Source organism: Idiomarina sp. OT37-5b (assembly GCF_002968395.1).
GTDB lineage: Bacteria > Pseudomonadota > Gammaproteobacteria > Enterobacterales > Alteromonadaceae > Idiomarina > Idiomarina aquatica.
Window position 1 is genome coordinate 2,812,318 of sequence record NZ_CP027188.1, and the last position, 13,548, is coordinate 2,825,865.

Genomic DNA, 13,548 nt, shown 5'->3' on the forward strand with positions numbered 1-13,548 from the left:
TCATGTTTTCTTGGTTTGAGCGACGTCTTAATCCATTCCCGGCAGAGGAACCCACTCAACCGCCGCAGGGATTTTTCGCTTTTTGCTGGCACTTTACCCGCGGAGCAACACCTTACATCGTTGCCACGGCGCTACTGATGGCGGCAATTGCCATCGCCGAAGTTTGGCTGTTCGGTTTTCTCGGTCAGATCGTCGACTGGCTGGCACAGCAAGATCGGGAAACCTTTATTGACGATCAGTTCTGGCCGCTACTGGGCATGAGTGTGTTGGTGTTAGTCGGGTTACCCTTACTGGTCTGGTTCCATTCGTTACTGACACACCAAACGTTGCTGGGTAACTTCCCTATGCGCATCCGCTGGCTGGGTCATCGCTACTTGATGAAACAGTCGATGTCCTATTATCAGGACGAATTTGCCGGTCGCGTAGCCACAAAACTCATGCAAACGGCACTCGCCGTTCGGCAGTGCATCATGACCTTTATCGAAATTGTAAACTACGTGGTCGTGTACTTTTTAGGGATGTTCTTTATCATCGGCAGCGCCGACTGGCGTATGATGTTGCCGCTGGCATCATGGCTGGTCCTGTACGCCCTGCTGTTGCGTTACTTTGTCCCGCGGCTGGGCAAAGTTTCAGCGTTGCAAGCTGACGCCCGTTCCATCATGACCGGACGCATCGTTGACTCCTACACCAATATTCAAACGGTTAAACTGTTCTCACATTCGCAACGAGAAGCGGCATTTGCCAAACAAGGCATGGATAAATTCCTTGATACCGTGCACGCACAAATGCGACTGGTCACCAAACTGTATGGTTTTCTCTACTTCATTAACTGCGCGTTGCTGTTCAGTTCTGCAGCAACCGCCATTTGGCTATGGCGCGGCGATATGGTCAGCCTCGGTGCTGTTGCTGTAGTGATTGGCCTGGTACTGCGGTTATTTGGTATGTCGCAAATGGTGATGTGGCAAATGTCGACGCTGTTTGAGAGCATCGGAACGGTGCAAGACGGCATCGGCTCGCTATCGGTACCACAACGCATTGTCGACAAGCCGAATGCGCCACAATTGACCGTCAGCAATGGCGATATTCAGTTTGACCAGGTGCGCTTTCATTATGGTAAAGGCTCCGGTGTTATGGAGAATTTTAACCTGCATATTAAACCGGGTGAGAAAGTCGGCATTGTTGGCCGTTCAGGCGCCGGTAAATCGACCCTGGTTAATCTGCTGTTGCGCTTTTACGACGTTGAAGGCGGCGCAATACGCATTGACGGACAAAACATCAGTGAGGTTCAACAAGATTCTCTGCGCGCACAAATCGGCATGGTGACGCAGGACACCTCATTACTGCACAGGTCGGTGCGGGATAACATTCTTTATGGCCGTCCCGATGCCAGCGCTGACGATGTACAACATGCCATCGAGCGAGCTCACTGCGCCAGTTTCATCGCTGACTTGTCGGACAGTAAAGGCCGCACGGGACTGGATGCCCATGTCGGCGAACGTGGTGTCAAGTTATCTGGTGGTCAGCGCCAGCGTATTGCCATCGCCCGGGTGATGTTAAAAGATGCACCGATTCTTATCCTCGACGAAGCGACCTCGGCACTGGATTCCGAGGTGGAAAACGCGATTCAGGATAATCTTTATCAATTAATGCAGGGTAAAACCGTTATCGCCATTGCCCACCGCCTGTCGACTATTGCCGCAATGGACCGGTTGGTAGTGATGGACAACGGTGAAGTCATTGAGCAGGGTAGCCACGAGCAATTACTGGCTCAGGATGGCCTCTACGCGAAACTCTGGCGTCATCAGTCCGGTGGCTTTCTGGCGGAGCACCTTTAGCGAGTTAACATTCTCGCGCGGTCTCTACGCGCGAGAATTTCACCTCCAGTTCGAGCAGTCGCTTTTTACCGCGAGCGGTCAAATCCGTCACAAACAGGAACTGTTGCCGAGGATCTATCGGATAAGCTTTTAAGCGATACCGAGTCCCCCAGGGTTCCTCGTTTACCGTCACGACTATCGGTTTTGACAGTTGCAGATAAGGACTGGTTAAGGCAATGTCTTCCAGCGCGTCACGAATCATAAAGGCATCAAACTCAGGCTGAATAAAAAATTCAGCCACGCACATTAAACTCGGCCCGCCATTGTTGGCGTTGTGAATCAGATTATCCCAGAGCTTTAAGTGTGGTACCCATATGACGGTATCATCATTGGTCACCAACTCCACGGTGCGCATACCGATGTGCTTAACTTCACCATAAACCCCATCAACGGACACCCAGTCACCCGGGCGATAGGGCATTTCATGCACTGCGACCACGCCGGCAATTAAACTGCTGACATAATCTTTTAACGCAAAACCGATGGCCAGGCCGGCGGCGCCCAGAGTCGCAACCATATTTTGCAGAGTCGGCTCGATGATGCGGGGAATGATCAGTACCAGCGCCAGCACCAACACCAAAATACGAACCATGGGCACCAGTGCCAGTGTATACAGGCGCTGCTTGCCATGCAGATGGTTAGCGAGCCACGGCAGCAAACGCTGAGACAACCAAACCACAAACCAGGCCGCGAGCAAAATCGCCGCGATTTCAATTAACGCTGCCGTATTAAGTTCTTTGAACAGACCGGCAACTTCGTTCACAGATTCGTTTTCCATGTTGGCCTCTAAAAGTGATCCAGCCACAGTCCTCTGGCACTCAATGCCTGACGTACAACGGGGTAACCGGTCGGCGTAACGTACCACTGTGATTCGGTTTTACGAATCAAACCACAGTAGTTGAGACTTTGCAGTTCAATATCCAAATGCGTCGGCGATACAATCGGCAACACCTGATGCAGTTGATACGATGCAAGCCCGCGATGCAAGAGCAGCATGTGCAAGATAAAGGCGGTACTGTCCGTTGTTTCTGCCGGCATTGACGGCAACTCAAACGGTGATTGCTGTTGCTGCAACTGCCGTCGGTAGCGGCTCCCCGAAAACGCACAGGCGATTCCGAGGTTACCCCGCGATAACGAAGCCAGGTGCTTGAGATGTTCAACGTCTCGGTTAAGACCCAGTGTCTGCAGCGCCTCGGCATCAAAGGCTTGCAGCGTCAGCGTTTTTGGCTGTGATACGGGCCATAATTTACGCAGAAAACTCCAGGCCCAACTGTCACAAACCACCAGTCCTTTACCAATATCACCGCTCAGAGCCTGAGCAAAAAACGCCCGTACCCAGCGCAACCCTTTTGACTGCCGCAAATAGCAATGTGCCAACTCCGGCACAAACCAAGGAGCCGCATGATTACCCTGAGGTAATTCAACGTTTAGCGTATCGAGGCAAAGCTCATCTCGCTTTGGCGTTTGTAAATCGACGATATTGTTGGCGTTAGCCCATGCTTTTGCGATTTCATTAACGGGTGAATGGGGTGGGCTGATCAACCAGCGTACGGATTGATCCTCATCATCGTCACGCCATTCCTGCAACATATGATCAAGCTGTTGTAGCCCTTCATTGATGCTAAACTTCAGCACATCCACGCTTTGCTCGGGCTGTTCCGTTTCATTGTCCTTGCCCGACTGGGCACGCAACGAATGCCACCAACGTTTTATGGTAATCACCGTTGGTGTTGTCGGGCAGCGATAATCACTGCTGGCAACCCATTGCCAAACAGAATCCTGCTGCTGTAATTGTTGTGGTTCTGGCGACTCTGACATCCGGGCATTCCCTGCGGTAACGCGATAAATTCATAGTAAACACTGTACCGTAAAAACAAAAATTTTATTTTTTCTCTTGAAAATTATTGGCTCTGTTCACACATAAGGTAGTGAAGCCGGCGTCTCTCAGAGAGTCGGCTGACAACCGACACAGACGTGTCATTTTGTTAAACCATTAAAGTTATTGCTTCTAAGGAGAATGACTATGGCAACTATCGATTTAAGCCCTCTTTATCGCAGCAGTGTTGGTTTTGACCGCATGGCATCTTTGCTTGATGCAGCATTGCGTTCTGACACCAGCGCAAGTGGTTATCCTCCCTACAACATCGAGTTAATCGCTGAAAATCAATACGCGATCACGCTGGCTGTTGCAGGTTTTGAAGAGGATGATCTTGAGATTGAAGTCGAAAATGGCGTACTTCGCGTTTCCGGCAGCAAACCGGAAGAAAAAGAAAAACGCGAATTCTTGCACCGTGGTATTGCCAACCGAGCCTTCGAACGTAAGTTCAGCTTGGCTGAGCACATCGAAGTAACCGGTGCAGCGCTGAAAAATGGTTTGTTGACCATTGGCTTAGTTAAGAACATTCCTGAATCGATGAAACCGAAACGCATCAGCATCGGTAACTCGACCAAGGAATTACTTGAAGATCGCTCGAGCAAAAGCGATAGCTAAGCTGTTAAAACGACTTCCCTGGATACATTAACAGCGATTAAGAGAGGCGGGTAAACCGCCTCTTTTTTATGGCTATGGTGTGTTTTCAGCCGGTTGCCACTGTGTTGGCCGCCCGCACACATACCCTTGTAAATAGTCTACCTCTGCATCGATCAATGCCGTTCGCGTTTCCTCATTTTCGACACCAACCGCACTGACTTCAACGCCCGCGGCTTTCGCCAACCGGATACAGGATAAAACCAGCTCTGCCTCGACCGCATCGAGGAGCATATTTTGCACCCAGAAACGATTGATTTTTATCTGCGTCAACGGCATTTGTCTGAGTAAACGGAACGAATTGAAACCGGTTCCAAACTGGTCGATTACGGTAACACAGCCCAACTGTTGCAGTTGTTTAAACAGCTCATAAGCACGCTCAAAGTTTTCCGCGACAACCGGTTCAGCGAGTTCAAACGCCAATTGCTCGGGTCGCATATTCGACTGTTCAATTTTTTGCTCTAGAAAATGAATCAGCTCACTGTCTTCAAGGCTTTGAATCGATAAATTAATGTGACAACGCCAGGTTCGGGTTGCAATAAAGGGGTTATCATTAAAATAATCCAGCACGTGTCGCACCAGCCAGCGGTCCGCTTTACCCATAATGCCGGCATTTAACGCTGCGCTCAGGAACTGTTGCGGTGCCAGTGCTTCATCTGGATCTGTTTGCCCAGATTCGGGCAACCGCAACAAGATTTCATAGCAATGCTTGTCACGATTCTGATCAGCACTGACCATCACTTGTTGATACAAAACCCAATCTTCGTTGACCAAGGCGTCTCGTAATCGCTGTTCCCAGTTCTGTTCTTCGCGTCGCAACAGGCGTTGCTGATCGTCCGCTGTTGCGCTGTGTACCTTGAAATCGCCCAACTGTTGCGCAAGCTTTAACGCACCCTCTGCCCGCCGTAACAGGCTTACTCCATTAAGGGTCGCTGCGGTCGCACAAGCAATGCCCGCATGAGCGGTAAACTGAAACACACGGTCTTGAGTTGAAAAACGAAATTCCCGGCAAACCTGAATCAGCTGATACGCAAGCGCAAAACCGGCTTGCTCGGTGTCGCTGATCATAATGCCGAGACGTTGCTCAGCCACCCTGGCAATACGCGCTCTTTGCGGCAATTTCTCCCGCAGATTCAGTACCATTTGCAATAAAGCCTGATCGCGGACGGCCGGCTCGGTTTGATCATGGATTACCTGCAAACCATTAATGTGCAGCAGTATCACCACACAGTCCTTTTGCTGATCGACCTGTCGTTGCAACACACGATGAAATTCTCGCTGATTGAGCAGCCCGGTCAACGGGTCGTGCTTTGCCAGGAAATTCAGGTGCATTTCCGCTTCAACCTGCTCGGTCACTTCCAAAATACGGCCGCGCCCGTCAGCGAAAATCTCTATCTGCAACCAAATTGTTTTGCCGTCAATCCGTTCTACCGATTGCAGGTGTTGCCAACTCTCTCGCCGTTGTGGTTCGTTCCAGGTCGTGCACTGGCTGTTAAACAAGGCATCCGCCGTTGGCCAATGACGGCGCAGGAAATCGGCATTGTTTAAACCTAAAATGGCTAAAAAGCGTTTGCTAACCCGCCGCCAATGATGATCCGCATCAAGCTCAAACCAGCCCTCATTACTGCGGTTGATAAACCGCCAGTAAGCGTCCCGATAATAGTCCTTCATACGGCGTAAGCTGCCAATTCTGCGATCCAGACGCACCAGCGCTTTATCCAATTGTGCCAGTATCAGCGCCAACATGTTTGCGGTCAGTAGGCTATACAACACAATGCCCGAGAGGCCCTGCCATAAGGTATTAACACGCGGAAGAATGAGTAGCCAGGCAATGACCGATAGCGGCAATAACAGCAGTACAAACCACTTTACGATACGGTCATGGTCACTGTTAACCACGCGCCAGCCAACCAATGCCGTGATCGCGACGAGGATACTGATTTGCAATGACAGCCAAGTGCTCGACTGCAGCTCAGGCCACCAAGGCTGAGCAATACTAACCAACAGCTCAAGCACCATAAGCCCATTAAAAAAGCGGTTCCAGTTAACGCTTTTCAGCCAACTTCGTACGCACTCCCTCAGCACCCACGTCAGTGCCAACAATAACCACTGTTTAGAGTATGGGAGTAACACGCCGGCAATGGCCGGACTAAACGGTGAGAAATAAGTGATCCAAATACCACTGTGCAGTAGCATGACCAGAATAAACGCGGTGGCAACAAGACCGGTACTTATCTGCAGTTTGCGCTGAGTGCCGCGCGCCAGGCTAAAAGCAGCTACCGCAAGCAACAACAGCACGCCGGCATTCACGCCCAGCGCCGTTTGTTTTTGCTGTAAGTGCAGTTGTAATGGCTGCGGTGCCCAAAGTGACAAGGTGTTTATCTGTTTTGGCCACTGTTTCATGCTCATGACCAACCACATTGTCTGATTGGCCGGAACATCAACCGGCAACATGATCTGTTGCGAAATATGTGGACGGTTTACCAAAGGGTCATCGAACTCAACCCGTTCGGAGTCCAGTACCTGAAATTCAGCGTTCAACAGATAGACACTGGCTTCATCGATGTAACTGTCGCCGAAGTCAATGATATAACGTTGTGATGAGCGGCTTCGGTTGAATACTTTTACCGCAGCCCAGATGAGCGGTTTATCGCTTCCAATTTGATGCGAGCGCAATTGTTCGAACGACTCCCATCGCTCGGGGCTATCCAAACCGATTCGGGATAATGAAAAGTTGTCGTGAGTGACTCGGAATGCCAATTGCTGATTGAGCTTTACCCGTTCTGTTTGTGCCGAAACCGTCAGTACTTGGCGAGTTTCAGTTGCCACACTCTCGACAGAAACAAGCAACACCAATAACGCCAGAAGCCTAAATAACATCAAATATAGTCCTCTGCTTGCAACGCCGTCATCACCTCTTTGTCGACACCCTCAAGTGGCTGCAGCCAAGCGGCTTCGCACAGGTGCGAGTAAAACAACAGCCAATGACGGTTACGGATCGACAACCGCCAGCAATACTGATCGGCTGCCAGCTCAGACTCGCGAATGGTCGCGTCCAGCGCAGCTGCGACGTCAGACGCCCAACTGTCGATGTCCGTTTCTGCTGTCGGACGATGCTTTAATATCAACGTGTCTAAATCAGCCATTGAATAACTGTCGTTCACTCGCTCCGTTTAAAAAATGATTAATTGCGTCAATAAATTCTGCGCCGTAACGCTCTAATTTAACCTGACCTACCCCCGAAATTGCCAACATATCGGCATCGGAGGTCGGATAGTCGATACACATTTCAACCAAACTGGCATCACTGAAAACAACGAACGGTGGCACGCCATCGCGATCGGCAATGTCTTTTCGTAGTTTCCGCAGGCGCCGGAATAATACCTTATTATAGTCACCGCGATCAGTGATACTGTTTCGCGTCGCAGTCAGGTTAATACGTGGCTTCGCCAGTTCTAGTGTCACTTCTCCGCGCAAAACCGATCGCGCGGCTTCGGTCAGTTGCAAGGCCGCAAAGCGGCGAATGTCCTGCACAATCAGGCCACGATGTATTAACTGCCGTAAAATTGAGAACCAGTACTCATGGCTCTGTTCCTGGCCAATGCCATAAGTACTCAGTTGATCATGTTTTAATTCCAGCACGCGCTGGTTTTTAGACCCTCGCAATACCTCAACAATATGAGCAATACCAAACTGTTGCCCCACTCTGTAGACACAACTCAGCGCTTTTTGCGCATCTTCCAGAGCGTCAAACCGTTGTGGCGGGTCCAGACACAAGTCACAGTTACCACACTCTTTGTCTGTAAACTCATTAAAGTAGTTCAATAGCACCAACCGTCGGCAGGTTTGTGCTTCCGCCATCGCTTGCATGGCGGCAAATTTTTGTTTTTCCACGAGCCGGCGGTGTTCGTTGTCCTGCTCTTCTATCATCCGTTGAATCCACTGCGCATCCCTCGGATCAAACAGCATCAGTGCTTCAGCCGGTAAGCCATCACGGCCGGCTCGCCCCGTTTCCTGATAGTAAGACTCGATACTACGGGGGATATCAAAATGCACGACAAAACGAATATTAGGCTTATTGATGCCCATACCGAAAGCAATGGTTGCCACAACAACATCAATGTCGTCACGTAAAAACTGCCGCAGCGTCGACTCCTTTAACGCATGCTCGAGTTTGGCATGGTAGGGTGCGGCCTTTATGCCGGCTTGTTGCAAACTCTCGGAGATTTCTTCAGTTTTCTTACGTGAGCCGCAATAAATAATGCCGGCTGAGCCCTTTTGTTTTTTCACATAGTCTTTAATTTGCTTTAACGGCTTAAACTTTTCCTGTACCACGTATCGAATGTTAGGCCGGTCAAAAGAGCTACGGTGACAATAGGGTTGCTGCAGTTGCAACCGTTCCATGATGTCATGCTGAGTCGCTGCATCAGCGGTAGCGGTTAACGCCATAAAAGGAACATTCGGCAAATACTGACGCAGTTGCCCAAGCTGGCCGTATTCCGGACGGAAGTCGTGCCCCCACTGACTAATACAATGTGCTTCATCAATGGCAATAAAACCCGGCTGGTATTCCTGCAGTCGTTGGATAAAGCTTGGCTGTAGTGCCCGCTCAGGACTGACATAGAGTACTTTTATTTGTTGCCGCTGGAGCTGTTGCAAAGTCGCCAATGCCGTCTCCGAAGACAACCCCGAGTGCAGGGTAGCCGCTGATATCCCCATCGCCTGCAATGCTTCCACTTGATCCTGCATGAGCGACAACAACGGCGAAATCACGACAGTAAGCCCCTCATGACACAGCGCTGGCAATTGATAGCAAAGCGATTTGCCGCCGCCGGTCGGCATCAGCACCAAGGTATCTCGCCCCTGCAGCGCATTCAGCATCACATCCAGTTGGCCATCACGAAAACTGGTATAACCGAATACACGCTGGAGCTGCTGCTTAAGTTTCGCGATCAGATCTTGATTGTGCTGCGATTGGTCACTAACTTCGGCATTTTTGGCTAACATGGGCACCTTGAGCAAGCTTCTGTTGACTTGATTAACATCATCGCTCTATTGTAAGCGTCCTAGCCCCTGATCACCATGATAAAAATGGATATACAACGATTGCTGACGAAAGTTTCCGAGTTTATGAACGACCAAGTTCCGTTTCAACGCATGCTCGGCTTTGAAATCACTGAGTTTACCCCAGAGCGAGGCGAAGTCCGGTTTCGCTGGCGTGACGAACTGATGGGTAATGTACCGCAGCGGATCCTGCACGGTGGTGTAACCTCCACCGCACTGGATACAGCGGGGGGACTCGTTGCGATTGCCGGGATGCTGGCACGATTGGATAATCCGACCGAAGAATATCTCATGGAGCGACTGTCACGCTGTGGTACCATAGATTTGCGTGTTGATTATTTACGACCGGGCCGGGGCGAGGAATTTATTGCCAGCGCCACCATCATTCGATCCGGCAATAAAGTTGCCGTAGCGCGAATGGAACTGCACAACCAGGATGGCACACACATCGCGTTTGGCACCGGTACATACCTAGTAGGATAAAGCAATGACCGATGAAGCGGTGCGGGCTAAGCAGGGCGTAATCTTTGCGCTGGCTGCGTACACATTTTGGGGCGTAGCTCCTGTCTACTTTAAACTCGTTAAACAAGTCCCGGCGTTTGAAATACTGGCGCACCGTATTATCTGGGCGTTTGTTCTGGTGCTCATTCTCATCATTGCGATGCGCCGGATGGACCGGATCTTACCGATTGTACGCAGCCCCAAACTGATTCTTAGACTTGCACTGGCCACCGTATTACTTGGCGGCAACTGGTTTCTCTTTATTTGGGCTATCAATACGGATCACCTGCTCGATGCCAGTTTAGGTTATTACATTAATCCATTACTCAATGTCGCCATCGGCATGGCCTTTTTTGGCGAAAAAATGCGTCGTCTGCAATTGGTGGCTATTGCTATGGCCGTTCTCGGCGTAGCGATTCAGATCATAACCTTCGGCGCTGTACCTTGGGTAGCTCTGGCACTGGCCTCGAGTTTTGCCATTTACGGTGCCATTCGCAAACGACTGCCGGTCGATTCAATCAGCGGGCTGTGGTTGGAAACCGCGTTATTAGCCCCGATCATGCTGGGCTATCTGATGTTTTTTGCCAACTCGTCTGCCAGCGATCTTACCGCCAACAGCTGGCATTTGAACCTGTTGCTGGTTGCAGCCGGACTGGTTACTACGGTGCCGTTGCTGTGCTTTACCGCAGCGGCGCAGCGTATCCGTTATTCCACCCTGGGGTTCTTTCAATACATTGCACCAAGCATGATGTTTTTACTGGCGGTTCTTGCTTACGGAGAGCCGTTGGAGGAAAGCAAACTCATTACGTTCATTATTATTTGGGGAGCGCTGGCTCTGTATACGGTGGATTCCGTATTACAGCGCCAGCGCAATAAACGAGCCGTGGTGCAAGAGCCCGTTAGTTGAGGTTGGCATCTAATGAGATGTCGGCATTCAGTACTTTGCTAACCGGGCAACCTTCTTTGGCTTGGTTGGCAATTTTCTGAAATTCGTCGTCACTGATGCCATCAATCGTAGCTGTTACCGTTAACTTGATGGCATCGATTTTAAAGCCGCCATCATCTTCTACCAATGACACTTCAGCTTTAGCGTCAATTTCGCTCGGCTCATAACCGGCTTCGCCAAGCATTAGCGAAAATGCCATCGCGTAACAGCCCGCATGAGCCGCACCAATAAGCTCTTCGGGATTCGTTCCTGTGCCACTTTCAAATCGACTTTTGAATGAATAAGCCGTGTTATCCAGCGTACCACTTTGTGTCGAGACAACACCGGAACCTTCTTTGATACTGCCTTTCCATACTGCACTTGCATTGCGCTTCATAAACACCTCCGTTTTTAAAGCGTGTGTCTATGTATAGTCGGAAATGTCAGTATGCGTTCAATTTGTTTTTATGTTAATTAACAAGGTTCCAGTCTCGCATAGGCGACAACCAACCATTTGCTGCCCACTTGATCGAAGTTTATCTGGATTCTGCTCTGTGGTCCTGTGCCTTCATAATTCAATACCGTGCCGTCTCCAAATTTCGGATGCCGTACCCGCTGACCGAGTTGATAACCGGTTTGCTCAAAGGCTTCATGGCTTGCTGCGTTATTAAACCGGCTGTAGCTGGATGGGCGTTGGACCTGAGTCTGAAGACGCACTTCATGTAAAGTATCAGCTGGTATTTCAGAGACGAATCGGCTCACCTTATGGAAGAATTCTTGCCCATAAATGCGTCGTTGCTCCGCATAAGTCAGTACCAGCTTTTGCATGGCTCGCGTCATTCCGACATAACAAAGGCGACGTTCTTCTTCGAGTCGCCCGGGTTCGTCCATCGACTGTTGTGACGGAAAGACGCCTTCCTCAACACCGGTCATAAACACCAGTGGAAACTCCAGGCCCTTGGCACTGTGAAGCGTCATCAACTGCACAGCATCCTGATACTCATCCGCCTGTTCTTCACCAGCCTCGAGTGCTGCATGCGCCAAAAATGCGTTAAGCGGACTCATGTCCTCTTCGCTGTCATCCAGGTTAAAGTTTTGACAGGCATTGACCAGCTCTTTCAAGTTCTCAACACGGGTTTCTGCTTTTTCGCCTTTCTCAGCTTCGTACATCGCCAACAGACCTGAGCGACGGATCACCTCGTCACTCAAACGACCCAGCGTGAAGTCTTCGGTTTCGTCGTCTAACCCTTCAATAAAGTCAATAAACGCTGCAACGGCGTTTCTTGCTCGTCCTGCCAGTGCTTTTTCAGCAACCATTAAACTCGCCGCTTGCCATAGCGATTGCTGGTTTTCTCGCGCCGTCTGACGAATGATGTCCAACGTGCGGTTACCAATCCCCCGAGTGGGGGTATTAATGACTCGCTCAAGGGCGGCGTCATCATCACGATTTGATAAAATACGCAGATACCCTAACGCGTCTTTAATTTCCTGACGTTCAAAGAAGCGTAGCCCGCCATAGATGCGGTAGGGCATACGGGCGTGCAACAAGGCCTCCTCCAGCACGCGCGACTGCGCGTTACTGCGATATAAAATCGCAACGTCCTGCAACGCATTACCCTGATCACGCCACTCTTCAATACGCCCAACGATGTAACGGGCTTCATCCATTTCATTAAACGCGGCATAGAGGCTGACCGGTTCGCCTTCATTACCATCCGTCCAGAGATCCTTACCAAGACGCTCTGCGTTGTTGGCGATAACCGCATTGGCAGCTCTCAGTATGGTTCCTGTTGAACGATAGTTTTGTTCCAGTCGGATAGTGGTTACCGCCGGGTAGTCGTCCATAAACTGCTGTATATTTTCAACCCGCGCACCACGCCAGCCGTAAATGGACTGATCGTCATCGCCGACAATAGTGACAAAATTTTCTGCACCGGAAAGCAACCTGATCCAAGCGTACTGAATGGCGTTGGTATCCTGAAATTCGTCCACCAATATGTGTCGGAAACGACGCTGATAATGTTCTCTTACCGATTTGTTATGACGCAACAGTTCATGAGCGCGTAACAAAAGCTCTGCGAAATCAACCAACCCCGCCCGATCGCAACTTTCCTGATAGGCTTGATAGATGGACTTTAACGTCTGTTCGTTCGGATCGAAGGTTTCGATGTGTTGCGCCCGCAAACCTTCGTCTTTCTTACCGTTGATGTACCATTGCGCCTGTTTGGCCGGCCAACGTTTTTCATCCAGATTCATCGACTTTATCAGTCGCTTAATCAGCCGCTGTTGATCATCGCTATCAAGGATTTGAAAGTTTTGCGGCAAGCCAACATCCATATAATGCGCGCGCAATAACCGGTGAGCCAGACCATGAAAGGTGCCAATCCACATATTGCGCACCGAGCTGCCTAACAACTGTTCTACACGGCCGCGCATCTCGGATGCTGCCTTATTGGTGAAGGTAACCGCTAAAATACTGTAAGGAGAATAATTACGTTGCTGGATCAGCCAGGCAATACGATGCACCAACACCCGCGTTTTACCACTCCCAGCCCCTGCCAGCACCAGCATATGACCATCATCAGCACTAACCGCCTGACGTTGTTTATCGTTGAGTCCTGAAATCAAAGGGTGCGTACTGCTCATGTGGGCTCCTC

Annotated in this window: 11 protein-coding genes; 4 read left to right on the forward strand and 7 right to left on the reverse strand. The window is 50.3% G+C overall.

Annotated features, from left to right (window positions below; translation table 11 throughout):
* Window positions 1-2: 2 nt before the first annotated feature.
* Window positions 3-1,835 (forward strand): ABC transporter ATP-binding protein, encoded by a 1,833-nt coding sequence (locus C5610_RS13175; protein ID WP_105307574.1) that lies wholly within the window; start codon window positions 3-5, stop codon window positions 1,833-1,835.
* A 4-nt stretch (window positions 1,836-1,839) separates the two neighbouring features.
* Here the strand turns inward: C5610_RS13175 and C5610_RS13180 are convergent, their stop codons facing one another.
* Together C5610_RS13180 and C5610_RS13185 are read right to left on the reverse strand one after the other, a co-directional pair.
* Window positions 1,840-2,652, reverse strand: a complete 813-nt coding sequence (locus tag C5610_RS13180) for a mechanosensitive ion channel family protein (protein ID WP_105307575.1) — start codon at window positions 2,650-2,652, stop codon at window positions 1,840-1,842.
* 8 nt (window positions 2,653-2,660) lie between these two features.
* Window positions 2,661-3,692 (reverse strand): hypothetical protein, encoded by a 1,032-nt coding sequence (locus tag C5610_RS13185; RefSeq protein WP_105307576.1) that lies wholly within the window; start codon window positions 3,690-3,692, stop codon window positions 2,661-2,663.
* A gap of 205 nt (window positions 3,693-3,897) precedes the next feature.
* On the opposite strand from C5610_RS13185, the gene C5610_RS13190 reads away from it, so the two are divergent.
* A complete protein-coding gene (locus tag C5610_RS13190; RefSeq protein WP_105307577.1) occupies window positions 3,898-4,365 on the forward strand; it encodes an Hsp20 family protein in 468 nt (155 codons plus the stop codon).
* Window positions 4,366-4,437: 72 nt separating this feature from the next.
* Here the strand turns inward: C5610_RS13190 and C5610_RS13195 are convergent, their stop codons facing one another.
* The 3 genes from C5610_RS13195 to recQ are packed head-to-tail and all read right to left on the reverse strand — an operon-like array spanning window position 4,438 to window position 9,408.
* The gene (locus C5610_RS13195) at window positions 4,438-7,281 is read right to left on the reverse strand and encodes an EAL domain-containing protein (RefSeq protein WP_105307578.1); all 2,844 of its coding nucleotides are present in this window, start codon (window positions 7,279-7,281) and stop codon (window positions 4,438-4,440) included.
* Window positions 7,281-7,547, reverse strand: coding sequence for a DUF3630 family protein (locus C5610_RS13200; RefSeq protein WP_105307579.1), 267 nt, complete (start codon window positions 7,545-7,547; stop codon window positions 7,281-7,283). Before C5610_RS13200 ends, C5610_RS13195 begins: the two co-directional genes overlap by 1 nt.
* Complete coding sequence (recQ, locus tag C5610_RS13205) at window positions 7,540-9,408, reverse strand: DNA helicase RecQ (protein WP_105307580.1); 1,869 nt, start codon at window positions 9,406-9,408, stop codon at window positions 7,540-7,542. The genes C5610_RS13200 and recQ overlap by 8 nt, the downstream gene beginning before the upstream one ends.
* A gap of 75 nt (window positions 9,409-9,483) precedes the next feature.
* Here recQ and C5610_RS13210 point away from each other — a divergent pair, with 75 nt between their 5' ends.
* Together C5610_RS13210 and rarD are read left to right on the forward strand one after the other, a co-directional pair.
* Window positions 9,484-9,948 carry a thioesterase family protein gene (locus C5610_RS13210; RefSeq protein WP_105307581.1) on the forward strand — a complete coding sequence of 155 codons (465 nt, stop codon included), beginning with the start codon at window positions 9,484-9,486 and terminating at the stop codon, window positions 9,946-9,948.
* Between the two features lie 4 nt (window positions 9,949-9,952).
* Window positions 9,953-10,873, forward strand: coding sequence for an EamA family transporter RarD (gene rarD / locus C5610_RS13215; RefSeq protein WP_105307582.1), 921 nt, complete (start codon window positions 9,953-9,955; stop codon window positions 10,871-10,873).
* On the opposite strand, the gene C5610_RS13220 is transcribed toward rarD, so the two are convergent.
* Together C5610_RS13220 and uvrD are read right to left on the reverse strand one after the other, a co-directional pair.
* Entirely contained in the window at window positions 10,866-11,294 is a 429-nt protein-coding gene (locus C5610_RS13220; RefSeq protein WP_316042248.1) for an OsmC family protein, read from the reverse strand. The genes rarD and C5610_RS13220 overlap by 8 nt on opposite strands.
* Window positions 11,295-11,365: 71 nt before the next feature.
* Window positions 11,366-13,537: a DNA helicase II gene (gene uvrD, locus C5610_RS13225; protein ID WP_105307584.1), complete on the reverse strand. Its 2,172-nt coding sequence runs from the start codon at window positions 13,535-13,537 to the stop codon at window positions 11,366-11,368.
* Window positions 13,538-13,548: the final 11 nt, after the last annotated feature.